The sequence below is a fragment of the Ignatzschineria sp. PL_is040 genome, from assembly GCF_055813795.1.
In genome coordinates this window covers 19,950-46,171 of sequence record NZ_JBVPGU010000004.1, presented here as the reverse complement: position 1 = coordinate 46,171, position 26,222 = coordinate 19,950, and the positions used below count along the sequence as shown (strand labels likewise).

Annotated in this window: 15 protein-coding genes, 4 tRNA genes, 1 other RNA gene and 2 pseudogenes; 10 read left to right on the top strand and 12 right to left on the bottom strand. The window is 42.7% G+C overall.

Annotated features, from left to right (window positions below; genetic code table 11):
* The first annotated feature begins 109 nt into the window (after positions 1 to 109).
* Entirely contained in the window at positions 110 to 1,447 is a 1,338-nt protein-coding gene (gene hslU / locus AC0SAP_RS06720; protein WP_094567914.1) for an ATP-dependent protease ATPase subunit HslU, read from the top strand.
* 270 nt (positions 1,448 to 1,717) lie between these two features.
* On the opposite strand, the gene AC0SAP_RS06715 is transcribed toward hslU, so the two are convergent.
* From AC0SAP_RS06715 to pbpC, 11 genes and pseudogenes are all read right to left on the bottom strand, one after another.
* Positions 1,718 to 2,377 carry a DUF4276 family protein gene (locus AC0SAP_RS06715; protein ID WP_473383550.1) on the bottom strand — a complete coding sequence of 220 codons (660 nt, stop codon included), beginning with the start codon at positions 2,375 to 2,377 and terminating at the stop codon, positions 1,718 to 1,720.
* A complete protein-coding gene (locus tag AC0SAP_RS06710; protein WP_094567916.1) occupies positions 2,371 to 3,474 on the bottom strand; it encodes an AAA family ATPase in 1,104 nt (367 codons plus the stop codon). Before AC0SAP_RS06710 ends, AC0SAP_RS06715 begins: the two co-directional genes overlap by 7 nt.
* Before the next feature lie 273 nt (positions 3,475 to 3,747).
* On the bottom strand, positions 3,748 to 4,791 hold the full coding sequence (gene fbpC, locus AC0SAP_RS06705) for a ferric ABC transporter ATP-binding protein (RefSeq protein WP_094567917.1): 1,044 nt from the start codon (positions 4,789 to 4,791) through the stop codon (positions 3,748 to 3,750).
* A 17-nt stretch (positions 4,792 to 4,808) separates the two neighbouring features.
* A complete protein-coding gene (locus AC0SAP_RS06700) occupies positions 4,809 to 6,875 on the bottom strand; it encodes an ABC transporter permease (protein ID WP_286481714.1) in 2,067 nt (688 codons plus the stop codon).
* Between the two features lie 210 nt (positions 6,876 to 7,085).
* Positions 7,086 to 8,114, bottom strand: coding sequence for an ABC transporter substrate-binding protein (locus tag AC0SAP_RS06695; RefSeq protein ID WP_473383548.1), 1,029 nt, complete (start codon positions 8,112 to 8,114; stop codon positions 7,086 to 7,088).
* A 464-nt stretch (positions 8,115 to 8,578) separates the two neighbouring features.
* Positions 8,579 to 9,872, bottom strand: a pseudogene (locus AC0SAP_RS06690) (MFS transporter).
* A 212-nt stretch (positions 9,873 to 10,084) separates the two neighbouring features.
* Positions 10,085 to 11,422 carry an amidase gene (locus AC0SAP_RS06685; RefSeq protein WP_473383546.1) on the bottom strand — a complete coding sequence of 446 codons (1,338 nt, stop codon included), beginning with the start codon at positions 11,420 to 11,422 and terminating at the stop codon, positions 10,085 to 10,087.
* A 10-nt stretch (positions 11,423 to 11,432) separates the two neighbouring features.
* A complete protein-coding gene (locus tag AC0SAP_RS06680; protein ID WP_473383639.1) occupies positions 11,433 to 11,603 on the bottom strand; it encodes a DUF2848 family protein in 171 nt (56 codons plus the stop codon).
* 254 nt (positions 11,604 to 11,857) lie between these two features.
* Positions 11,858 to 12,139: pseudogene (locus AC0SAP_RS06675) on the bottom strand (GntR family transcriptional regulator); the annotation flags it as partial.
* Between the two features lie 50 nt (positions 12,140 to 12,189).
* Positions 12,190 to 12,549, bottom strand: a complete 360-nt coding sequence (locus AC0SAP_RS06670; RefSeq protein ID WP_473383545.1) for a YajD family HNH nuclease — start codon at positions 12,547 to 12,549, stop codon at positions 12,190 to 12,192.
* 148 nt (positions 12,550 to 12,697) lie between these two features.
* Complete coding sequence (gene pbpC, locus AC0SAP_RS06665) at positions 12,698 to 14,992, bottom strand: penicillin-binding protein 1C (RefSeq protein WP_473383544.1); 2,295 nt, start codon at positions 14,990 to 14,992, stop codon at positions 12,698 to 12,700.
* 355 nt (positions 14,993 to 15,347) lie between these two features.
* On the opposite strand from pbpC, the gene AC0SAP_RS06660 reads away from it, so the two are divergent.
* From AC0SAP_RS06660 to AC0SAP_RS06630, 7 genes are all read left to right on the top strand, one after another.
* On the top strand, positions 15,348 to 20,447 hold the full coding sequence (locus AC0SAP_RS06660; RefSeq protein WP_473383542.1) for an alpha-2-macroglobulin family protein: 5,100 nt from the start codon (positions 15,348 to 15,350) through the stop codon (positions 20,445 to 20,447).
* A 216-nt stretch (positions 20,448 to 20,663) separates the two neighbouring features.
* On the top strand, positions 20,664 to 21,902 hold the full coding sequence (locus tag AC0SAP_RS06655; RefSeq protein WP_473383541.1) for a multifunctional CCA addition/repair protein: 1,239 nt from the start codon (positions 20,664 to 20,666) through the stop codon (positions 21,900 to 21,902).
* Positions 21,903 to 21,961: 59 nt separating this feature from the next.
* Positions 21,962 to 22,038, top strand: a tRNA-Pro gene (locus AC0SAP_RS06650).
* Between the two features lie 40 nt (positions 22,039 to 22,078).
* A tRNA-Arg gene (locus AC0SAP_RS06645) sits at positions 22,079 to 22,155 on the top strand.
* Positions 22,156 to 22,208: 53 nt separating this feature from the next.
* Positions 22,209 to 22,284, top strand: a tRNA-His gene (locus tag AC0SAP_RS06640).
* A gap of 51 nt (positions 22,285 to 22,335) precedes the next feature.
* Positions 22,336 to 22,412: transfer RNA gene (locus AC0SAP_RS06635), tRNA-Pro, on the top strand.
* 300 nt (positions 22,413 to 22,712) lie between these two features.
* Complete coding sequence (locus tag AC0SAP_RS06630; protein ID WP_473383540.1) at positions 22,713 to 23,159, top strand: MORN repeat-containing protein; 447 nt, start codon at positions 22,713 to 22,715, stop codon at positions 23,157 to 23,159.
* A gap of 64 nt (positions 23,160 to 23,223) precedes the next feature.
* Here AC0SAP_RS06630 and AC0SAP_RS06625 read toward each other — a convergent pair whose 3' ends face one another.
* Positions 23,224 to 24,708, bottom strand: coding sequence for an MFS transporter (locus AC0SAP_RS06625; protein ID WP_473383538.1), 1,485 nt, complete (start codon positions 24,706 to 24,708; stop codon positions 23,224 to 23,226).
* 117 nt (positions 24,709 to 24,825) lie between these two features.
* On the opposite strand from AC0SAP_RS06625, the gene rnpB reads away from it, so the two are divergent.
* Positions 24,826 to 25,180, top strand: an RNA gene (gene rnpB / locus AC0SAP_RS06620) — RNase P RNA component class A.
* Between the two features lie 32 nt (positions 25,181 to 25,212).
* Complete coding sequence (gene prmC, locus AC0SAP_RS06615; protein WP_473383537.1) at positions 25,213 to 26,064, top strand: peptide chain release factor N(5)-glutamine methyltransferase; 852 nt, start codon at positions 25,213 to 25,215, stop codon at positions 26,062 to 26,064.
* The last annotated feature ends 158 nt before the right edge of the window (positions 26,065 to 26,222 follow it).

Genomic DNA, 26,222 nt, shown 5'->3' with positions numbered 1-26,222 from the left:
AAGACCTGAAAAGTATCTAAACAATATCTGAACAACAAATATCTGAACAACATCTAAAAAGATCTAAGAACGATCTAAAAAATAGTTAAAAGAGAAAGGAATTATCAATATGAGCGCTATGACACCAAGAGAGATCGTACAAGAACTCGATCGCTATATTATTGGTCAAGATGAGGCTAAACGATCCGTAGCGATTGCCCTGCGTAATCGTTGGAGACGTCAACAGGTCTCAGATGAGATGAGAAAAGAGATCACCCCTAAAAATATCTTAATGATCGGACCTACCGGTGTTGGTAAAACAGAGATCGCCCGTCGTCTTGCCACTTTAGCGAATGCGCCTTTTATTAAAGTTGAAGCAACTAAATTTACGGAAGTTGGTTATGTCGGTCGTGAAGTCGACTCCATTATCCGTGATCTTGTTGAAGCTGCCGTAAAACAAGTACGTGAGCGCATGATTAAAGAAGCTTATCCAAAAGCTGAGGAAGCTGCTATTGAGCGCGTTCTCGATGCGATCTTACCGCCGCCTAAAAGTGTTGGTTTTGCCGATGAACCTAATGCACCCAAGGCGGAGAGCCCAACGCGTCAAAAATTCCGCGAAAAAATTATCCGTGGAGAGATGGATGATAAAGAGATCGATATCGAAATCGCAAGTACAGGTGTCGGCGTTAATATCATGACCCCTCCCGGTATGGAAGAGATGGCAGATCAACTGCAATCGCTCTTCCAACAATCGGGTATGGAGAAGAAAAAGAGCAAAAAGATGAAGATCAAAGATGCGCTTAAAGTAGTTCAAAATGAGGAAGCTGCGCGTCTAATCAATGAAGAGGAAGCAAAACAGAAAGCGATCGAAATTGCCGAAAACCAAGGGATCGTCTTTATTGATGAGATCGATAAAGTGTGCCGTAAAGGGGAAACTTCCGGCGCGGATGTCTCCCGTGAAGGAGTTCAGCGCGACCTGCTTCCATTAATTGAGGGTTGTACCGTTTCAACGAAATATGGGGCAATTAAGACAGACCATATCCTCTTTATCACATCAGGTGCTTTCCACTTAGCTAAACCTTCTGATCTGATCCCTGAGCTTCAAGGTCGTCTTCCGATTCGTGTCGAGTTAAAATCACTCAATGCGGATGACTTCTACCGTATCTTAACAGAGCCCTCTTCAGCACTCATTAAGCAGTATAAAGCGCTTCTTAAAACTGAAGGTGTTGAGCTTGAGTTTGATGATTCTGCATTACACAAAATCGCTAAAATGGCATTTGAAGTCAATGAGAAGACAGAAAATATCGGAGCTCGTCGCCTCCACACCATTTTAGAACGTCTCCTAGAAGAGATCTCATTTACCGCTTCTGATCGCGATGGTGAAAAATTTGTTGTCACAGAAGAGTATGTGAAAAATGAGTTAGAAGATCTCGTAGAAGATGAAGATCTCAGTCGCTTTATTCTTTAATCTTTGATTCTGAATCTTTGATTTTGAATCTTTAACCCGAACCTCTAATCTGAGAAATTAAGACCTGTAAAAAAGGTCTCTCAGAAAGAGTCACAATATAAACACAGAGCAGCTTCTCAATTGATCCAATATTGATGAAGCTGCTTTTTTATTTGTCGCCCTAAACAGTATCAACCACTTTATCAGCCATGATTAGAAAAAATTAGAAGCTACATGTTTCAAAGAAAAATATATTTAATATTCAAGTATTAAATGCTCTGCTATAGATTATTATCGGCTTTTAAGTTGCTCTAATTTTTGGAGCCAGTTATGAAAAAGATGACATTCAGCTTTAATTTTCTCTAAAGTCATCTCTCTTGCTAAAATTGTTCCCCCTAACACCTTATGGTAAGTTGGACAAAGCTTCTCTATTCGTTTCGAAGGTGCTGTACTTGAACTATTATTGATATGCTCAGGCGAATTAAATTGATCTCTAATTGCACAGAATCCCCTCACATTTAACTTCTCTTCCATCAATTGTGGATCACTAAAAAGAATTGCCTCAAACTCATACATCTGTATATAGGGAATAAATCGTGTTGCAGCTTCTGCACCTAAAGTTTCAGTAACAGCGTTAACTAATGCTTCTTGCATTATTTCTAGCTTCTTTACTAGGTCTGATTCTCTCTCTGCATCCAGCTTTCCTGGAAAATCTGAATGTAATCCATAAAAGTCTAAAAAAGTTGTGCAATAGACGGAATGGTCACTCTTCATCATGACCGTGAGATCTCGCTTTAATCTTGCCCAGTTCACATTTCCCCCTTTGTGCCCAGGCTTCCCTATTAAAGGAGCACTAATCCAGATACCTTGTGTAGCAAAATAAGGTGCAATAATTGCATTAACAAAACTCTCTTCAGTTTGCCCCTCACAAATAATGTTAACCCTTACCATTTAGGTCTTGCTCCTAAAATATTTTTTTCCCAGAGTTCTCCTAGCGTATACTCTTCTAACCACTCCGAAAATGTCTCCCCATCTAAACGCTTAAAAATGGAAACGCCATCCTCTCTATCAACCGTAATAACATTATCTGCAGAAAATTGATTTAAAAGGGGAACTGATTGCGTTGAGATAATAACTTGCATCCGCTTCGAAGCCTCCCTAAAAAGAGCTCCTAACAACGTAATCGCATAGGGATGAAGCCCTAATTCTGGCTCATCAAAAATAATTGTAGAAGGTGGATCCGGCTGCAGTAATGCTGTAACTAAACAGATAAATCTAATAGAACCATCTGATAACTGACTAGGCCATAATTCATAATCGCTATTTTTTTGACGCCATAAGAGGCGAATCTGTTTCTCTTCTGTAGATAATGCCTTAGGTTCTAATACAAAATCATCAAAAAAAGGAATCGCTAAACGGATAGTGTCAATAATCAGAGTATAAGTGTCGTTATACTCCTCTCTCAATTTATATAAAAATGCAGCTAAATTGGAAGCATTTGGTCGAAGGTATTTATTATCATGTAGTGCCCCTTGCTGTTTGACTCTTGCTGTATCACTTGTATCGTGGAAATGATAGATACGCCACTTTGAAATTGCCGAATAACAGTAATCTGCAATTCGTTCAGAATCAATCTTTGACTTAAGCTTCGCTTCTGAATGTCCCCGCCCTAAATCAACATCAAAAGGTTTTGGATAACCATCTCCTTGAAAATAGAAGATCTCTTTTTGAAAAATAAGGCGGTCATCTACCGTTGCTGTTAACTCAAATTCATAGCTATTTTTATCAAAATACAACCTTGATGATAATCTCTCTGTCACCTGTGTACCATAAGTTAAGAGTCGATTAGCCCCCCCTTGCTTATTGATCCAAAATGCCAAATTCCCCTCTATTAAATGAGAAAGTAGACGGAAATAGGATACAAAATTGCTTTTCCCTGAGCCATTTGAGCCAATTAATACATTTAATGGTGTTAACTTTAAATCTACAGATTGTATAGATTTAAAACCTTTAATCTTTATGCGATCAATTGGTTGTTTCAAACTCATTTCGTTAAACCTTATTCAGTAAAAGATAGTCAATTAATAGTAGCATTTTTAATTCTAGAAATTCATCGAAGCTGATCATCAGCATTGATTATTAAAAAATATCAGAAGACTCTAAGATCAGCATAAAGCTATTTTAAAGATAACAAAGTTAACGCCTAAAAAATCACTATCAAAATAATAATCAGAGCGAATTGAGTACTCGAAATTAATTTGATAGGTATTTCATAGGCGTTTAATAGATACTTAAATCCTCCCAAGCCTCAAAATTAGAAACTAAAGAGCAAAGATCCCTGTCGTCGCTATATGAAGATAATAGTGTTGATCGAGCTTCGGTTTCTCTTCGATAGAGCTGACCTCAAGAAAGAGAATCTGCCCCTGCCAATTAACCGTGACTTCATAGGTTGCTCCCATATAGACAACATGCTCAATATGGCATTTTTGACTCTCTTCACCGGTTATCTGTAAAGAGGTCGCTTCAGGCCGAATTCCCACTCGACAGGCACCATCTTGTCGATCTAAAGCATGATCGAGTCTAATACGGTAACCATTCACCTCTAACTGTTGGGTCTTCGCTTCATAATGTCCATCAAAAATATTAGCATCACCCATAAAGTTCGCGATAAACTCCGAATTGGGGGCACGATAGAGATTTTCTGGAGTATCGAACTGCATAATCTCCCCTTTTCGCATCACTAAAACACGATCAGAGACAGCAAAAGCCTCACTCTGATCATGCGTAACATAGAAAGAGGTGATTCCAAATTGTTGCTGTAATTCTCTGATCTTCTCTCGCATACTTCGGCGAAGATTGGTATCGAGATTACTCAAGGGTTCATCAAAAAGAAGCACTTTCGGCTGAAGAATAAGCGCACGAGCAAGCGCTACACGCTGCTGTTGCCCACCTGAGATCTGATCGACATAGCGATTTTCAAATCCTGCAAGATCAACAATCTCTAAAATCTCAGAGACACGCTTTTCTCGCTCCCTCTTCCCAACGCCGAGCATCTTCAAACCATACCCTACATTTTCCCCAAGAGACATATGGGGAAAGAGAGCATACGATTGAAAGACCATTGAGATATCTCGTTCTTGAATCGAACGCTTAGTCACATCCTCGCCATTAATATAGATCGAGCCGGCCGTTGGCTGCTCCAATCCTGCTAAAAGACGCAAAATGGTCGTTTTACCGCAACCCGATGGACCTAAAATAGAGATCATCTCTCCCTTTTCAACCTGCAAAGAGAGATCATCGATCACCACATTTTTACCAAAGGTCTTATTAATATTTTTAAACTCAACAAAATATGAGGTTGTCATTGTTAAATCTCTCCTAATTACTGTCCATTTTTTGCTGCTGATCGTTGGGTTCGTGACTCCCCTACTAGATAGTCAAAGATAAGAATAATCGCCATCATCACGACAATAAGAATGGATCCATAAGCGATCGCAATTCCATATTCACCATCTTCTACCCGATTTAGGATATAAGCCGTTGCGACCCGAGTATCAGGTGTCACTAAGAAGATAATAGCGCTGACCGTTGTCACTGCTCGTACAAAACTATAGACCAGGGCAGATAAGATCGCCGGTCTTAAAAGTGGAATTAAGATGAGAGAAAGCGTCTTAAAAGAGCCTGCTTTTAAACTTAATGAGGCCTCATCTAATGATTTATCAATCTGCCCTAATCCAGCAATCCCTGCACGAATTCCCACCGGCACATTGCGCATAATCATTGAGATAATCACAATCGCCGCCGTTCCTGTAATATAGATCGGGGCATCATTAAAAGCTAAAAGATAAGCAACTCCAGCGACAGTTCCTGGCACGGCAAAACAGAGCATCGTGGTAAATTCCAAAGTCTTCTTCCCTCGGAAGTTTTGTCGCACCACAATATAGGCAATTAAAATCCCAAAGAAAGCTGTAACAGGCGCTGCAATGGCTGCAAATGAGATGGTATCGATCAGAGATGGCCATGCTCCATCAGTAAATCCTTGCCCAAATAGCGTCTTAAAGTTATTGAGCGTTAAGGTGTAATCCACGCCCCAGTTAATGGTGAAACTGCCATAGAAGATGCTGCCATAGAGTAATCCATTAAAGAGGGTCCAGAAAAAGAAGACACCAATAATGATCCACTTTAATGAGATGGGCAATGGCTGTAGATCCCCACGAGAGAACTTTCCAGAAACAGTGACATAAGAGCGCTTACCAATCCAGAGATATTGCGCGGCAAAAGCAGCTAAGGAGAAGAGTAGCAGAACAATCCCCAATGTCGCAGCTGATGTATAGTTAAGCTGTGCGCCGGTAATATAGAAGTAGATCTGCGTCGCTAACACGTCAAAACTTCCCCCCAATACAAGTGGATTACTAAAATCCGCTAATGATTGTACAAAGACAATTAAAAAAGAGTTTGCCAATGTCGGGCGCAACAACGGTAAAAAAATAGTAAAAAAGCTCTTATAAGGTGTTGCGCGCAAGGTGTAAGCCGCCTCTTCCATAGAGGGATGAACTGTTTTAATCGCACCATCGATAATCATAAAAGACATTGGTGTGAAAGCTAATACTTGTGCAAGCCAGATTCCGGTAAAGCCGTAGAGCCAATTAGTTGTCGTCAAGCCTAAATGATTGGCGGCAAATTCCGTCAAATACCCTGAGCGCCCCATCATCAAGGTGATCCCGAGTCCAACGACAAATGGAGGCGTGACAATTGGCAAAAGAGCAAAGATTCGCCCAATAATAACGCTTCTCTTAGCAATTCTTGCAGTATAAACCGCTAAAATCAGCCCAAAGATCGTTGCAGTTAAACCAACGGCAGTGGCTAATAGTAATGAGTTTTTAATGACCCGTAAGATATAGTGATTATTAAGAACATGGAAAAAATTGAAAGGTGCAAAGCCCTCTTTTGTCATTACTACCGGGATAAAGATCTTAATAATAGGATAGATAATAAAGATAGCGATCAGGGCTACAATCAATATTAGTGCGGCAATAATAAAACGATCACCACCCAAGTAATCGAGCCGAGAAAGATTGAGCGTTAAGATCATTCCAAAAGCTAGAATAAGTAAAATAACGCTATAACCGAGCCCCATTCCCATCATACTCGATGTGACCAGCATCACTAATGTTGAAAATGCTAAAATCATAATATCGAACCGATTTCGCCTAACTGATTTAAGTTGCGCCACTGTCGGTCGCAAAGGGCGAAATAACAGCAGTAGAGGTAGAGCAAACCAGAGCCAACCGATAGAGAGGGAGGACCAACCAAAAGATTCCAAGATCTCCTCTTCTGTTGAGTCCCATAAACCATAATCTAAGGAGTAAGTTGGTAGCACTAAAAAGGCTACGACTCCCAATAGTACCCAGTAAAAGATCGGGTCGATCCGCCGTTGCACTATCGCCATCTTCTCCCCCTTAAATTGTTACCTTCTTTCAAAAAAATACTCAATCGATCAAGATCTCTCTTCATATCTGACCCCTTATCAAGCTCATTATCTATTCTCTCTCTATAAAATTGAGAGAGTGGATAAAAAGGGGCTTACCCCGAAGAGTAAGCCTTACATCATATCGAAGCTGATGATCAACTTCGATCTTCCCAATAAAATGAGATGCCGCTATTTCTGCATCTTCACATCATTGACCCACTTCTCGATAAGATAGGTGCGCATCTCGCTATCCCCATATTTATCAAAATCATACTCAATGAGATTCACATCCTCTAATTTTAAGGAGTTAGGGGAAGCTTCTGCCGTCACGTTGGTGGGAACTTGATAGGATTGTGCTTTTTTCCAAGCAATCTCCTGCGCCTCTTTGGAGAGTGCCCAATCCACAAAGAGTTTGGCATTTTCTAAGTTACGCGCACCTTTTAAGATACTAACACCACCGATCTCATATCCTGAACCCTCACAAGGAACGATCAACTCAATAGGGGCACCATTCTCCTTCTCTAATGCATAGTCATGGAGGAAACCGATTCCAACTGTTGCTTCACCACGCGCAACATTTCGTGCCGGGGCAAAACCCGATTTTGTATATTGCGAGATATTTTTATCAAGATCTTTGAGATAGGTAAATGCCGTATCTTCATCCCAGAGCTGATTAAAGGTTGCAAGTGCCGTATAGGCGGTACCAGAACTTTGAGGATCGGCGATCTGTATCTCCCCTTTGAGACCTTCATTGGTTAAATCTGACCAACATTTAGGGATCTCAATACCCAACTGTTCGGCTCGGTCTGTATTGACCCCAAAACCTAAGATCCCAATATAGACCGCTGAAGAGTAATTGCCCTTCATCTTTGCGGGATCTCTAAACTCAGGAATAATCTCTTCCAAAACTTCTGACTGATAAGGCTCTAAAAGATCCATCTCCCCAGCTTGTGAGTGAGGATCGAGTGTCCCACCATACCAAACATCCGCTTGTGGATTTCTTCTCTCTGCTTCAATTTTTGCAAAAGTACTACCACTACCATTACGAATTACAGAAGTTCTTACATCATACTTATCACTAAATGCTTTGACCTCTTCCTCACAAAAAGCATTCGTTCCACTACAATAGACAACTAATCTTCCCTTCGCTTCTGCTGTTGAAAGGGTAAAACTGAGTGCTGCACTAAGCGCACATAAGGTTAAAACTCGTTTTTTCATAACTGACAATCCTTATATTTTAAATAGTGGTTAAGTCAGAGTAGAAACTACAACTATAACCAGCAACAACAACCAGAATAGTTCACCGATAATGATCTAGAGAGACCATCGCACTATTACCTTACTATATGTTATCTCCTCCTTATTGATAATAGAGAATCGTCTCTTTTTGGGACAAAATGGCGGTTGAGATCAATTAAAGTTGCAAATACCCTGCAATCACATCATTAAGTCTCATCAACTTCTATGAGGCTTCATAGGCAATCTTTCTTTCATGCTCTCTGAAAATCTTATTAACTAATAAGGGGACTCCCACTAACCCTCATTAAAAAAATTCCCAAAAATAGATGACCAATTAGCCATATACTTTTGGGAATATCATGTTAGCAACACTAACACTGCCAACAACTCACTCTCAACTGACTGACCCTCAACGGCTCACCATAAGTTGTAGAGCTCTCAATTTATGCTTTTTTACGTGGAATCTTGATAAAGAAGAGAACTGCTAATAACTCTAACGCGCCCACAAAGTAGAGTCCCGATGCGAGGCTATCTGTTTTGGTCTTTAAAAATCCAATCATATAGGGCGCAACAAAACCGGCAAGATTCCCAACTGAGTTAATCACCGCAATCGCAGCAGCAACAGCACCGCCGACAAAGTAGAGGGAAGGCAGTGACCAAAAGACAGGAAAGGCGGCTAAAATACCGACTGAACCAATCACTAGACCGACCATTGCGGCTACCGCATTCCCCATAAAGAAGCCAGTTAAAATGAGACCGATACCGGCAAAAAGTGTCGCAATACAAGTATGATACTTACGTTCATTACTCTTATCAGAGCTAGCACCCCACCACACCATGGTAACGGTTCCAAATAGAAACGGAATCGCTGAGATAAGTCCAATCACAAAGTTATTGCTAACCCCTAATGCCTGAACAATACTTGGAGACCAAAATGCGATGGTAGCGTTGCCGGCAACAATACAGAAGTAGATCGCACAACAGAGCCAGAGAACGGGCTTTTTAAAGATTGCCTTAATACTTCCCTCTTTCTCGACACTTTGATGATCTTTTGCAATATCTGCAACGATCGTATCTTGCTCCTCTTTTGTTAACCATTTTGCATCATGAGGGCGGTTAGGTAGATAGAGTAGAACAAAGATTCCGGCAATGACTGATGGAATACCCTCAATAATAAAGAGCCACTGCCAATTACTTAAACCGCCCACATCTCCCATAACACTCATAATAAAACCTGCTAAAGGGTTGCCCACAACGCCGGCAATCGCAAAAGAGGTCATAAAGCTTCGCTCTTCTCGCCATAGGGAACCAATAGGTGATGTAGAGAACTACCCCAGGGAAAAATCCTGCCTCAAATACCCCTAATAGAAAACGTAAAACATAGAACATCATCGGGGTGGTGACAAACATCATCGCAGCAGAAGTAATTCCCCACAAGATAGTAATTCTTGCAAGAGTCTTTTTCACCCCAATCTTTTCTAGATAGATGTTACTCGGTAGTTCAAAGAGAAAATAACCGATAAAGAAGATCCCCACCCCTAAACCATATACAGCCTCACTAAACTGCAGATCATCGAGCGTACTAATCTTTGCAAAGCCCACATTCACTCGATTGAGCCATGCAAGTAGAAAGAGAAGGATTAAAAATGGGATTAAACGCATTGTAATTTTACGATAAGCACGATCTTTTATTATTGTTTGATCATGAAGCATATCTTGATTTGCGAATGAGTGCATAGCATCATTCCTCCTATGGTTTATGTCATCACATTACTGTGACTGATATAGATAAAAATATATAAAAATAAATGAAAATAGATAAAACTGATAAATACTGACAAACTCCAATAAGTGCCGGTAAATGCAGATAGAAGCAGATAAATGGAGTTAAAAAAGCTAACGTAGCAACTATAAAAGCGCTGATACGTTACACCTTAAATCGCCACTATTTACCGCAATAACTGAAGATGTTTTTCAATACTTTTAGCAACCGCTAAAATATGATGATCCTGATCTTTTAGCCCAGAAATGCTCAGACCTATTCCGGCACCTAATGGCAGAGAGAGCGCACAGCCATCGAGGAAATTGGTCACTGTCGTATTGCGTAACACAATGCCATTTAAGCGAAAAAACTCTGCTTCATCCGCTAGTGCCTCAACTTTAGGAGGCTGTACTGCGACCGTTGGCATTAACCAAGCATCAAAAAAGGTGAGTTTTTCTGCCGCAATTGCCTGTAACTCTGCTCGCTTTTTCAATACCTGAAGGTAGTGAGATGCACTAATATCTCGTCCTCTCTCAATTCTTTGAGCTACCAAAGGATCATATTGATCACGCAGTTGATCAAAAAAGAGTTCGTGTTCACACCAGATCTCAGCAGCAGTCAATCCACCGCGACTATTAATATTAGGAATGTGTGACAGTTCATAAAAATCACGATAGATAATCGTTGCACCTGCCTGCTCTAATTGAGCGAGTGTCTCTAGAAATCTCGCTTCAACTTCAGCATCTAACCCTTCCATCACATAATCTTTAGTGACAAAAAAGCGCATTTGTGAAAGGGGAATCTCCGGCACTTTATAGTCACTTTGCGATAAGACTTGATCCATCACAATCGCATCTTCTACAGAGCGTGTTATCGCCCCCACTGAATCGTAGCTATAAGAGAGTGGCACAACCCCTTCGGTCGAAATACGACTTGCTGTCGGCTTAAAACCAACAACATCACAGAAAGCCGCCGGAATACGCAATGAACCACCGGTATCTGATCCTAAGGCGGCAAAAACAGCCTGAGAAGCGACACTGACTGCTCCCCCTGATGTTGATCCTCCCGCAATATAATCAGGTCGCTCAGGATGAACCGGCGTACCATAGTGAGGGTTCACACCTAAACCAGAAAAAGCAAACTCACTCATATTTGTTCTACCAACAATAATCGCGCCAGCTCGTTTGATCGCATCAATCACCGGTGCATCTTTCTCGGCAGCGCCATTTTGGGTAAAGATGACCGATCCTGCAGGCGTGACTTCACCGGCAACATCCATCGAATCTTTAATGGAGATGGGTAACCCTAAAAGGGGAGCCTGATCACCAAGCATTAATCGCTGATCCGCGACCCGTGCCGCTTCCATCGCCTCTTGAGGATAGAGCTTTGTAAAGGCGAGCGCTCCCACCTCTCCCATCTCAGCAATTCTCTCAAAAGAGGCGCTAACTAGATCGACACTTGTAATCTCTCTTCTTTCTAGTTGTTCAGTCATTGCTGTGAGCGTGTTATTTAATATCTGAGTCATCGTGCTACTCCTACTCATCCACCGCTAAAAGAGCGACATCATATTGATGTTGTAATGTACGGTTTAATATTGGATCGAAAAGTTCAAGCTCAAAGCGTTCACCAAAGCCCAATTTCCCAATCACTGCTTGCGTTCCACAAAGGAGTGCTTCCCCCTCTTCTAAATCGGGTCGGGGTGAAATTAAGAGACACGCGTCCTTCTGGTAAATGCACTTCTAGGGCTAATTGTTCCTGTTTCATCTCTTGTTAGATTGCTTTTTTTTTAGATTGTTCTTGTTAGATTGTTCTTGTTAGATTGTTATTCCTCGATTTTCCTCAAGGTTTTGTTCGTTTTTCGATTCTTCTTACTCTGCTATTACCCATTTCTCTGCGGTTACACAGATTTCGATTACACATTCGGTAATATGCGGTACAGTTCTTTTGATTCTTTTCGCTCTTAAATCGTTGCTACAATATTTTTTCTAAAGTTCTCTACATGACGAATCATGGCAGATTCCGCTAACAGAGTATCGCGCTGAGCAATCGCTTCAACGATCTCTAGATGCTCTTCATAGGCACGTGTCATCTGCTCTTTAGCTGAAAGTGAGAGGAACCAGAAACATGCTTGACGCTCATGCAATCCGCTTAAAATATCGGAGAGAACCCGATTTCGAGATGCTGCAGTAATCGCATTATGAAAACGTAAATCGATCTTCATTAACGCTGTCAGATCAGCTTCTTCTGCTTCTGATCTGTTATTGAGAGCGCTTCATTGAAAATGAAAAACTATCACTTCTTCATCATCTTCGCTAAATCAGCAAAAGGATTATGGGTTGCAACCTTACTCTTACCATCACTATTAGCCGTGCCATATTGATGCGCCTCTTCTAATCGCTGATGCTCATTATCATGACAATAGAGGCAGAGAAGCTCCCAATTACTTCCATCTGCCGGGTTATTATCATGATTATGATCTTTATGATGAACGGTTAATTCTCGTAAATTGCGATGATCAAATTCTCGCTGACAACGTCCACAAATCCAAGGATAGAGCTTTAGTGCCTGCTCTCGATAGCCTTGCTCTCGTAATCGTCTCTTTTGGTGAGTCTCTGCAATAATCTGATCTAAACGTGATGTTGGTTGATTCATCCTCTCCTCCAAACTTCAAGCTTCAAGCTTCAATAAATACTATAAGTAAAAACTATAAGTAGAAATATCCATATCCGTATCCATATCGATACTCATATCAATATCAATATCAATATCAATATCAATATCAATAGAAATCATCATAGCATCAATCAACAGCGCGTAACTCAAAGCGAATATTGTGATAGTGACCTTGGTCATCTTGCACGGTTAAACGATAAGATCCTGGCGCCATATTGGGAAGATCGAGAAAAGGGCTCTCTAATAATTGACCATTTAGATACCAATAAAAAGGACCATTCCCGCTAGCTGAAAGAGGAAGGCGCTGATTACTCTGGAAAATAATGCTCTCATCAACTAATGTGGCAATACTCAATCTTTGCCGTGACCACATTTCACTGGTATCTCTCTTTGCTCTCGTATTAACTTCTGATTGCTCTTCCCCTCCTACTGAATGCGGCATCAGCTGAGAGTGACGGCTAATTGCCGGCCTGTTAGTGATCTCTTTTAACACACTATGTTGTAAAAGAGAGGGCCAACCTGAATGGGGAGATTCCCCCGGCGCATCATAGAGGGTACCGGGAATTTTGCCGGCAATAGTATCGATCGAAAATTGTTGCAAACACTCACCCTCCGCCACAACTGCTTGGGATCTTCCTGAAGGCCAACAGATCACGGCAGATTCTATTCCCGCCGGCTTTACGATCTCTCTTTTCGATAGAGGGAGGAGCTGGAAAAGATCAAAGAGTAGAGGGACAGCACTATCACTTGCCATCATACCAACATTGGGCATACCATCGGGTCGACCGATCCAAACACCAACACTCCAATCTGCCGTCACACCCAAAGCCCAAGCATCACGATGGCCGTAACTCGTGCCACTCTTCCACGCAATCCTTTGATGATTTAAGCGCCCCTGAGGTGCTACACCCTTTAACGCCTTAACAACAAGCCAGCTTGCCTCAGGTGAAAGAAGTGCAGCCCCTTCCACTACAGACTCTCTATCATCGACCGCTCTCAATTCAGCCTCTCTAAGCCTTTTCGCTCCCTCCGCTGCTCCCTTTATTTTCTTTATCCCCTTTACCCACCGAAGCGGATAGACCTTCCCTTCTGTAGCTAAACTACTATAGAGCCGCACTTGCTCTTCTAAGGAGATCCCAACGCCTCCCAAAATAAGACTCAAAGTAGGGGTATCACTATAGAGCAAGATCCCGGCATCTCGCACGCTCTTAACAAAATAGAGCGGTGTTAATTGCCGAAAAATCTGGACAATCGGAACATTCAAAGAGAGCTGTAATGCACGATAAGCAGGAATTCGCCCTCGAAAACGTCTATCAAAATTTTGAGGCTCATAACCATCGAAAGCGCGTGGCACATCACTTAAGAGGCTCCCCTCATGAATAATCCCATAATCGAGTGCTAAACCGTAAGCAAAGGGCTTAAGTGTAGATCCTGGGGAACGAATCGCGGGCACCATATCCACAAATCCCGCACGCTCTTGATCAAAGAGATCGAGAGATCCTACATAGGTCACCACTTCATGGGTACGATTATCGACAATCAATACGGCAATTGAGAGCCGATCTGAAAGATTTTTAGCACGCTTAAGAAGATAGGCTTCCACCTCTTTTTGTAATCGATAATCGATAGTTGTCTCAATACGTTCAGCTTGCGGATATTGCCGGCGCAGACGCTCTGCCAATAGAGGTGCATAAAAAGGGGATTCGCTCGGTTGATAACGGAGCGGATCATTGATCGTCTTTAGATAGTGTTCTTCATCGATCTGCTGAAAATCATAGAGCCGTTTCAGCACCTTATTGCGCGCCTCTTCTGCTTTTTGAAGAGAGCGATCTGGCCTGTAGATAGAGGGTCTTTGTGGAAGTGCAACTAGCAAGGCACTTTCAGAGAGATTGAGCGCAATTGCCGGCTTAGAGAAGTATCGCTCTGCAGCTGCTGCAACACCCTCAATATTTCCCCCCATCGGCGCTAAATTAAGATAGAGCGTTAAGATCTCTGCTTTAGAGTAGCTGAGTTCTAACTGTAGAGCGCGAAAGATCTGTGTCATCTTCCCCATAATGGTTCGAGGATGAGGATAGAGTAGTCGCGCAACCTGCATCGTTAAGGTAGAACTACCGGAGATAATTTCACCATGGATGAACCACTGTCCTAAAGCCCTCAATGTTGCTAATGGATTGAGACCAAAATGGCGATAGAAGTAACGATCTTCATAGGTTAACAGTGTTGAGAGATAGGTGGGAGAGACCTCATCGAGTGTCACCCAATGGCGTAAACGTCCCTCTTGATCGGTAAATTGCCGTAAAAGCTCACCATCAGCGGCAACAACTGTTGTTGAGATCATCACATGGGGAGTTTGTAGCGGGAAGAGATAGTTAAGCCCTATAAAAAGAGAGGATAAAAGAAGAGATAAAGCGATCAATATCATCGTTATAGAGCGCAATAATCGGTATAAAAATCGGCGCTGATTCGCTCTTTTCGGGGTTACTCTTAGTGAGCTTCCCAATTTATTTATCTGATCACATCTGCGCTTCACATAAGCATCCTCATTACTAAACCTGATTCCTAGAATTGATCCTATCGAATATTCTATCGAGTGTTTCTATCGAGCGTTTCTCTCAAGTATTCTATCGAACTTTCGAGGAAGATCGCTAGAAGAGAAAAATAAAAAGATAAAAAGAGAAGAATCTCTTGTTTGAACAAAAAAGCCACAAAACCTGCTCTTTTTTGGCATAATTGAAGGGTATGTCCCACCGAGCATTCCAATAGAGAGGAAGAGAGCAATGATGAGAAGATATCAGAAAAGAGATCCTATTATGGATTCTAACGACTCCCTAAGGAGATCTCGGACAAGACTCCTCCTGCCTCTGTTGCTGCTCTTCTCTCTCCTATTCTCGCTACTTCTTAGCATCATGCCCGCATCAGCACAGGTTGAATCGATCAATGCCGCCAAGATCGATGGAAAAGAGACACTATCGATCTTCTTTGAAACGCCTCAAACTTTCTCTCCCGAACTTCTCCAGAAACAATTTACCGTTAAACGCTTCAATAATGAGGAAGAGCGCTATGTGATCGATCATGACGGTCAATGGCAGTTAAGCAAAGATGGTTATCGACTCTCCTATTTTCCTATCAGCAGTGGAAGTTATGAGGTCTCCACTCAACTATTTCACCATGAAGCGGAAAAGTCACAACGCACAGCAGAGATCTATATCGGGCAACCGAGCCAACAGGTTAAGATTATAGGGCGCGGTCCTGTGCTTCCTCTAGAAAATGGTGTGCTGCCAATCGAGATGATCGGCACCAACCAAGTGGATCTTGAATTTTATAAAATCGATAATCTCCCTTCACTTTTAGAAGAGTACTATATCGGCAATGATATTAGCAGTTGGAGCTTTTCGCAGCTGAGTCGTGAGATCACGCCTGAAGCGATCTTCCGCTATAGAGCACCTCAAGGAACTCAAACAGAACGTTATCATCGTATTCCTCTCCCTAAAGAGATCACTTCCGGGGCATATCTGATTACTGTCAATCCTGCCGGAGAGATCTATAAAACTATTGATGCTCGCATTATCTTTTTGACAGATATTGGCTTACAAGCACGCCTCTATCCTGAAAAGAGCCTTATTATTGCCAACCAATTCTCAAATGGTGCGCCGATTCAAGAGGGAGCGCTAGAGGTTTGGCGTAACCAGAAAGGGAAATTGATAAAAAAGCGTCATCTTTGCCAATTTGAAGCGGGGCTTTGTGAAATTTCTGAACGTTTAAAGAGTCAAGATGTCGTGGTTGTTCGAAGTGGCGAGGATCTTTCGTTACTTCCCCTCAAAGAGATTGCGCTCGATCTTAATGAGTACGCTATCACCGGGGAACCGAGCCGCAATGAGATTGCTTACCTCTATAGCAATCGCACCCTCTATCGTCCCGGTGAAAGTGCGACAATCAATCTCTTAATGCGAAACTATGACGGTCGCCCACTACCGGAGCAACCCATAACTCTCTCACTGATTGCGCCTGATGGTAAAAAGTATCGGGATTTTCATCTCGACAAGGGGATTGAAGGCTTCTATCAAGAAGAGATTAAACTTCCGGCAAGTGGTAAATTGGGTTTATGGCAACTTGAGGCACGTACCGATCTTGCAAGTGAACAGCCCTTAGGAACCCTAAAACTCTATATGGAGGAGTTTTTGCCCGAACGCATGGCATTAACTCTACTCTCTACCCAAAAACCTTATCAATATCAAGAGAGCGCAACAGTAAAGATCGATAGCCACTATCTCTTTGGCGCACCCGCCGCAGGAAATCGCTTCCATCTAGAGAACCAACTCTCTATCGCGCGAACGCCCTTTATCGATAAGCCCGATTGGTATGTGGGGCTGATTGACTTTCCTTATGATCGCTTCCCTTCTGATTATGCGATCGAAGGGGTTTTAGATGAAAATGGAAGAAGTATCGTTGAACTTCAACTCCCTAACCATGAAGAGCACAATGGAGAAAATGATGGTGAGGATAAGATCCAAGTACCCTTCTCCGGCATCTTAAATCTTACAAGCCATGTCTCAATTCTCGATGGCTCCCTGCTTGGAATTACGAGAGAGATAGAGCATCAATTTTGGCCCGATCAGGAGATTCCTATTATCCGTCCCCTCTTTAGAGAGCAAGATCTTGGATATGGTGATACTGCACGGTTTGAGCTCTTTAGTGCCGGCAAGAAGGGAGAGATTGTCCCGAGCCAACTGCTTTTAACCTTAAAATATCAAGATCCTTCCTGTATCTGGATCTATAGCACTGCCCGTGGTTGGGATTGTCAATATAGTAGTCGCTATCAGATTGTTGAGCAGAAGATGATCGATGCCGATAGCATCGCCGATTATGAAGTGACGCCCAATAGTTGGGGTGAATATCTCCTTGAGGTGAAAGATCCTCAATCGGGACTCATATCACAATACCACTTTAGTGGGCGCTGGGAAGAATCTAATAGCGGGCAATTGCCGGCGATCAAACCTCAGCATCTCAACATCACCACATCAGCACCTTTCTTATCCCCCAATCAGGAGGTTGAAGTTACGATTGATGCCCCTTTAGCAGGCCATTTAACACTACTAATAGAGGGTGATTCTCCGCTCTATCATGAAAATTTAGAGGTCGATGCCGGCAGAACAAGCTTCACACTTCCGGCAGATCTTCCTTGGGATCGACACAATCTCTATCTATCAGCGTTACTTCTCTCCCGTAATAGTGAGGAAGAATTTGTTCGCTCCTTTGGCGTTATCCCCTTAAAAGTGAATCAATCCCAGCGTGAGGTGAGGCCTCTTCTCGAACTTCCTGCAATCACCCAACCGAATCAGCCCCTCACCATCACAGTGATGCTTCCCGATAATCTCTCTCGAACGGAGCAAGAGAGCCCTTTCTATGCAACAATCTCCATCACTGATAGCGGTATTCTCAATATAATGCCACAAAAACCTCTCTCGCTCTTTGATGCCTTTTTCGGCCAACGCCGTTATAGTGCAACAATTATCGACTACTATAGTCGCCTCTTTAAACGAGGAGAAGGATCACTCCTTAACCCTCAATTTGGCGGGGATGGTCTTGTTGTCGAAGAGGAGAGCACTCTTGCGCTTAACCTCACCGAGATGCCGACGGTCTCCCTCTCCTCCCCCCTGCTCTCCTTTGAAGAGGGGAGAGCGAGCTGGCAAGTGGAGCTACCCGATTTTAATGGAGAAGCGATCGTTGCCGTTAAGCTCTTCAATAACGCTCAAGTAGGAGAAATCGAGAAGAGCCTCATCATTCGTGCGCCCATTATTGCTGAGCTTCTACCACCCCCCTTTATCCGTGTTGGAGATAAGAGCGCTTTAGCATTAACCTTAGTCAATATGGCAGAAGAGAACGATTTTTCAGTCGAGGCTCAACAATCACTTGACCAACAATCTCAAGCATTATCTGAAAAGATCAGCGAGAGAGATATTCCCATCACCATAACCCTCAAAAGTGATCACCTTCAAACACGCCATGCAGATGCTAACGTAAAAGAGGATGAGTTCATCGATGAGTTCATCATTTGGCAAAAAGAGATTCAGCTTCCCTATCAAGAAAAGCAGTTTGAACTTATCCCAATCATGCTCCCTCAACAACCTGAAGCGGGAATGCCGGCAACACTCACATTGACCCTTGATAGCCCGATCTATCAGGCAACGCGCTATTACACTATCGGGACACTCCCTAAAACAGTGGAGACAACACAATATCTCCGACAATACCTTGCTAAAGGGGAGAGTCTTAATCTAGAGCATTGGCGTAAACAATATGAACCTGGCGATAAGAGTCACTTATCGATCTCTAAAAATCCCACCATCGATCCTGGTCTCTATGCACTTGATCTCTTTAACTACCCTTATGCTTGTAGTGAACAGCTCACAAGTAAGACCTTTCCCTGGCTCTTTCAGAGTCCGGCACTCAATCGTGTCAAGAGGGTCTTTTATAAGGAAGATCTTATGAAGGCGCACATTGAAGATAGAGATGGAGATGGAGATGAATCTATTAGCGATAAGAGCGCAAGTGAGAAGATGGGATCTCCTTCAATAGATCACTTCTCAACATGGGAGAGATCTTTTATTGAAGATCATTTAGCACAACTCTTAGCAAGACAGCAGATTGATGGGGGCTTTCCCCTCTGGAATAGTGGCCCGAGCTTTCTGCCAGCAACTGCCTATATCACCGATCTTTTAGCAACCGCGAAGCGAGAGCACTATACAATCGTCACGCAAGAGGCTTTAAATGCCGCTTACCGCTATCTCCAAAAAGGACTCAATCAAACTCAAGCAGAGTTTAATCTCTACGGCCTTGAGATCTCTGATTATGCCGAATGGCTAACGCGAGACTCTCTAGCATCGATCAGCTATGCAAGTTGGCTTCTAGCAGATGGAGGAAAAATCTATCTTGCTGATCTTTTCTTTCTACCACAATTAGAATCTCGCTTAACACCACTGGCAACGAGCTACTTAGGTGCTGCCTTAATGGTTTTAGGGGATACTAAAGGAGGGTTATCCCTCTTTGCAACCCTTCCAGGCAAGATTGAGAAAAATGCACAATATTATGGATACTATCAATCCTCGATCTCAGAATTAGCACTGATGATTGATCTACTTAATCGCCTGACAGATCGCGGATACCCTATCGCTGTTGAGTTGAAAAATGAGCTTTTTGTAAAGTTAAATCAACGTCTAGCTGAACAAAAATATTTCTCCACACAAGATCGTTATGCGCTCATTCGCTTAGGGAGTGATGCACACAGAGAATCTGAGTCCCTTCCCCTAATCATCGATGGTCAAAGAGCGATACTGACAAGTGATCAACCATTAATAGCCGATGGGATTGAATCCATTGAGGCGACCGAACCCCTTTTCATTCAATATATGATTAAAGGGCAACCTAAAGAGCAAACTACTGTCACACAATTTAAGATGCAGTATCATAACTCTCTCACTGCGCAGCGAGAAGAGACATTCCAGGTTGGCCAGCAGATCGAAGTCACTATTGAGATCACCCCTGAGCGCGATCTCCCTGATGCGCTCTTAACAGCTTATATTCCTGGTGGCTTTAAGCTTGTTAATCCGCAACTTATGGCAAAAAATAGTGCAGAGATCGATCTCATAACATCAGAGAATATCTCATGGGATCATCAATCTCTACTCCATGAAGAGTATCGACTCGATCGCTATATCGCCTCCCTTGCTATAAATGCCGGCGAAAAAGTCACCTTTCGTTATCTTTTAGAAGCGGCTGTTCCCGGAGAGTATCAGATGCCGATCACTATCATTGAAGATATGTACCTTCCTGAAAGGCGCAATGTTATGGGGGCAGAAGGGAAAATCATTATAAAATAGCTTATAAAGTAGAGCTAAAAAGTATAGGGAATAGCAAGAAAAACAGATCAAGAAGAGATCTATCGATGGATCGAGAAAGAATAGACTTCAAAAAATCGATCTAAAAAATAAATCTAGTAAATAGATCCTAGAGTAGACCTAAAGAATATTTAGAAAATATTTAGAGAATATATTTAGAGAATTTTTAGAAACATTAAGGGATATTGAAAAAGCAATATGAGTTCATTTCAAACCTACCTTGTCGGCGGGGCCGTTCGGGACAAACTTTTAGGACACCCATACCATGAGCATGATTGGGTAGTTGTCGGTGCAACGCCTGAAATAATGAGCGATGCCGGCTACATTTTAGTGGGAAAAGACTTCCCTGTCTTTCTTCATCCAGAGAGCAAAGAGGAGTATGCACTTGCTCGCTCTGAACGAAAAGTTGCAAAAGGTTATCAAGGTTTTGCAATCTCGGCAGATCCTTCTATTACATTAGAAGAAGATCTCCTGCGACGTGATCTCACCATCAATGCCATGGCAGAAGATAGTGAGGGGAATCTTATTGATCCTTATGGTGGATTACAAGATTTAGAGGCACGTATATTGCGACATGTGAGCCCCGCCTTTGTTGAAGATCCTGTAAGGGTCTTGCGACTCGCTCGCTTCTATGCTCGTTATGCACAATATGGTTTTTCGATTGCCGATGAGACTAAAGCTCTTATTCGAACAATGATTCACTCTGGAGAATTAGAGGCGCTCACCGCAGAACGTGTCTTCCAAGAGTTACTCAAAGCTCTAGGGGAAGCAACTCCCCATCAGTTTTTTAACGCTTTACGGGAGGTGGATGCATTAGAGATCCTCTTTCCAGAGGTTGAAGCACTCTTTGGCGTTCCGCAAACAGCAAAATATCATCCTGAAATCGATTCTGGCGTCCATACGCTCATGGCGCTTGAAGTTTCAACCCAAATCACCGATGATCTTCCAACCCGCTTCTCCATCCTCTGCCACGATTTTGGTAAAGCGATCACACCACCAGAAGAGTGGCCAAGCCATAAATTACATGAAATTCGCGGTGTCCCCATCGTGGCGCAATTTTGTGATCGCCTCAAAGTTCCAAAAGAATTTCGCGATATTGCCTTAAAAGTAACAGAGTTCCATCTCCTGATGCATCAAGCCTTTGTTCTTAAACCGAAAACGATTCTTAAGCTCCTTAAAAAACTAGATGCCATTCGTAAACCGCAAAATCTAACGCGTTTTGTTGATGCCTGTATGGCCGATGCAAGAGGTCGTCTACACTTTACTGAACGAGAATATCCCCAAAGAGAATACCTCTTAACCCTCAGAGAAGCACTACAGGAGATCGACCTCAAACCGCTGATCGCCGATGCCGATCGTAAGGAGATTCCTAATATCATTGAACAAGCACAGATTAAAAAGCTACAGGAAACGATTAAAAATTACTCAAATATTTGACGCTAGAAAAATAATAGCCTATGATACATTTCTTTCTTGGAAAGCAAGAATAAAAATTTCGGGGCATAGCGCAGTCTGGTAGCGCATCTGGTTTGGGACCAGAGGGTCGGGGGTTCGAATCCCTCTGCCCCGACCAATTTTTAATCTGATTCAAATGCGGCCCTAAAGTGCTTTAAGCGCTCGTAGCTCATCTGGATAGAGCATCGGCCTTCTAAGCCGAGGGTAGCAGGTTCGAGTCCTGCCGAGCGCGCCATTAAGCAAGAGGCGTGCATTAGAGCCAAGAAAGAATACGGTAAATCATCTATGGTGGGCGTAGCTCAGTTGGTAGAGCCCCGGATTGTGATTCCGGTTGTCGCGGGTTCAAGTCCCGTCGTTCACCCCAATTTACCTTATTTAATAGATTCTTCCCAAAGAATCGAACAAAATTTAAGTGCGGGGCATAGCGCAGTCTGGTAGCGCATCTGGTTTGGGACCAGAGGGTCGGGGGTTCGAATCCCTCTGCCCCGACCATTTAAATTACATATATTAAATCGCTTATATTAAATTAAGAATGAGTGATAAAGTTTAAAACTCATCAAAACGCGGCGTCCATCAGGACGTTTTTTTTTCGCCTCAAGAAAATACTCCGCCAAAATATTTCTCCTAATATTACAATTTAAGACATTTAAGACCTATCAAAATCTATAAATCTATCAAGGTTCGGTACAACCTACCACCCGCCATTATTATCGATACCTACGTATCTCTACTTGAATCTACTCGAGCCCTACTTGATCTCTATTTATCGATATTCAATTTAAGAGCCACTTTATGAAAAAGCAATTACTACCACTTCTCCTCTCCTTAACACTCATAGCTTGCACCCATGCACCCGATACCATTCGCATCGATCAACCCTACCTTGATGCGCAAAAACAGATTCAATCCCTCTCTACCGATCAATATCAGATTCTCCCTGATCAGAGCATCTATATTGGAGAATTAAAATCGGGAGAAGCGACCGGCTACGGCAAAATTATAATGCCCGATGGTTCCCACTACCAGGGAGCAGTTAAAAAGGGCTTAGCTCATGGATTTGGACGTAGCGAGATGAGTAGCGGAGAGATCTATGAAGGAGAGCATAAAAATGGAATATTTGAAGGTCATGGGAGATTAATCTTAAGTGATGGCTCGGCCTTTATCGGGACCTTTAAAAATCACAAAGTCGATCGAGGAGAGATCTTCTTTCCCGATGGCACCCATGGCGTCTCCCGCTAAATAGATTACTCCCCAAATCAACTAGTCAAGTGGTCAACTGGTCAACTAATAAACTAGATCAACTTTATGCTTTTCGCTGATGAATTTTTTCATGTTGGGGATCTTCCTGATGAGGATTGAGCCCTTCCTTCTCCTCATCGATTCGCCCTGCCATTAAATCACCATCGTCATGGCGCAATCGAGCAAAGACATAGGTGGCAAAGAATGTTAAAGACCCCATCGTGATAAAGGTCAGTTGGAATGCCTTTTCAGTATTCTCCGACACGAACCATCCCTGCCCCACATAGAAGTTTAGGAAGAGTGCTGCAAATGCGACACCTAGCGTTAAAGCTAACTGCTGATTAACAACCATTAGACTATTGCCACTACTGATCTGCTCTTTTCTTAAGTCACCAATTGTCAAAGTATTCATCGCCGTAAATTGAGTTGAGTTGCAGACCCCCAATATAAAGAGAATCACAATTAAGAGCGGTATAGGGATAAAGCGCCCAACAAAACCAATGGTGATAATTAAGAGGCTGATAAAGAGCGTATTCCAAATCAACACTCGGCGATATCCCGTCAACTTTAAAATTCGAGTCACGATCGGCTTCACAAAGAGGCCTCCCACTGCAATCGGTACCAAGAGCCAACCTGCATCACTCGGGCTATAGCCTAATGCGACCTGAAAGAAGAGAGGAAGAAGGAAAGGCATCGCACTAATCCCTAAGCGTGCGATAAGATTTCCTAAAAGGCCAATGCGATAAGTTCTAACATCTAAAAGCGTCGTTGCAAATAGTGGCGCCTCTTTTCGTTTCGCATAGAACCAATAATTAATTAATAGAATAAAACCGACAATCAGAAGGGGGAAGGTAATCCACTTCTGCTCTCCATTGATGGAGTACTCAAGACCAAAAGTAATGGCAAAAATACCCAAAGCAAAGATCAAGTAGCCACGAAGATCAAATCGGAAAGGTTCACCGCGAAAATCAGGCATAAAGAAGAGCGCTAATATGAGGACAATCGCACCGATCGGAATATTAATAAGAAAGATCCAATGCCAACTCATATATTGCACTAGATATCCCCCTAATACAGGTCCTAATATCGGACCAATCAGCGCCGGCGTAATTGCATAATTAATCACTCGCAGATACTCTTTTCGGTCATAAGCTTTCATTAACGCCAAACGGGCAACCGGCGTTAACATCGCCCCACCAATCCCCTGCAATACCCGAGATAAGGTAAGTTGCAATAAGGTCAAAGAGAGTGCCGCAAAGAGTGATCCCAACGTAAAGAAGATCACCGCAAGAAGAAAAGTACGCTTAGTGCCGATCTTATCGGAGACAACACCACTAATCGGCGCACAGATCGCTAAGACTAACGTATAGACAACCAAGATCGATTGAATCTTCAGTTGTGGCTCATTGAGATCTTGCGCAATCGAGGGAAGCGCGGTATTAAGAATAGTGGTATCGAGCATCTGCATAAAGATCGCGATGGCTAAAATCACCGGCAGTAAAACTCGATAACGCTGATTCTTCAGTTCGGTTTCTCTGCTCTCTCCCATAGATTCCCCTTTTCCCTAGCTATTTATAGTGAGTGTAACCCTCTTGCTTAAAAAAATATAGCCCCTAATCTCCTTTCTGATTGCTTTAATTGAAAAACTTAGGCAAAATGGTGCGCTTGAGTTAGCTAGATGATCGCTGGTTATTGCAAAATAACGAGAGGAAAGTCCGGGCTCCTCGGATCAAGATGCTAGATAACGTCTAGAGGGCGCGAGTCCATGGAAAGTGCTGAAGAAATGATACCGCCTAAAGATCATTAGATCTCGGTAAGGGTGAGAAGGTGCGGTAAGAGCGCACCGTACGAGAGGTGACTCTTCGTAGCTGAGGTAAACCCCATCTGGAGCAAGACCAAATAGGAGTACATTAGACGAGATCCGCGTTGTACTCGGGTAGGTCGCTTGAGCCTAGGAGCAATTCTAGGCCTAGAGGAATGATCATCCACGACAGAACCCGGCTTATCGGCTAACTCATCCCCATTTTACTTAAGATCACGATGAGAGATCACTATGACGATTATTGATGCGATTCTGGAAGGAAAAGCACAATTAGCACATCTTCCCTCCCCTCAACTTGAGGCAGAACTGCTCCTCTCTTATCTGCTTAAACGTAATCGCAGTTATCTCATCGCCTTTCCTGAAACGAAGATCTCCCCCACCGTAATAGCACAGTATCGACAACTTCTGACGCGCCGAGCGGCAGGAGAACCCTATGCCTATATTTGTGGTGAGAAAGAGTTCTACGGCCTACAACTGACGGTCAACGAAGAGACATTAATTCCACGTGATGATACTGAAGTGATTGTAGAAGCTGCTCTTGAGCGGATTCCTACAACTCTAGAGAGCTCCTTCTCTCTACTCGATCTTGGCACCGGCAGCGGTGCTATTGCGTTAGCCATCAAAAAATATCGCCCTGATATTGAGGTGACCGCTGTTGATTACTATCCACAAACTTTAAAAGTTGCAGCACAAAATGCCGAAAGAAATCATCTCGATATTGAGTTTATCGAGAGCAATTGGTTTAGCGCACTTCCTAAAGCCTCTTACAATCTCATTCTCTCCAATCCCCCCTATATCGATCCCATCGACCCTCACCTTGATGGTGATGGTGTAAAATATGAACCCAAACGCGCCCTTATTGCAGAGAACCGTGGATTGAGCGATCTCTTCTATCTGATCGATAATGCACCCTTCTACTTTAAAGATGCCGGTTGGCTTCTCCTTGAGCATGGCTATGATCAGAGTCAAATTTTGCAGCAAAGGATGGTGCAAAAAGGGTATCAATCGATCGAAACGCTACAAGATTATGGTGGAAATGATCGTGTCACCCTCGGTTTTTACTCGTCCACTAGTCGCCCCTAAGTCCGACTAAAGAATACTTTTAGCCTAAAAAAGTGACAAAAATCTCTTTTTTTGATGAAAAGTACCGATTTATCTCACAATAATACCTTTTTGTCCCCTCTCTTTTTGCTATCGTGAATTCAGGTTGTCATGACCAATAATAAAAAACCAAAGGAGGG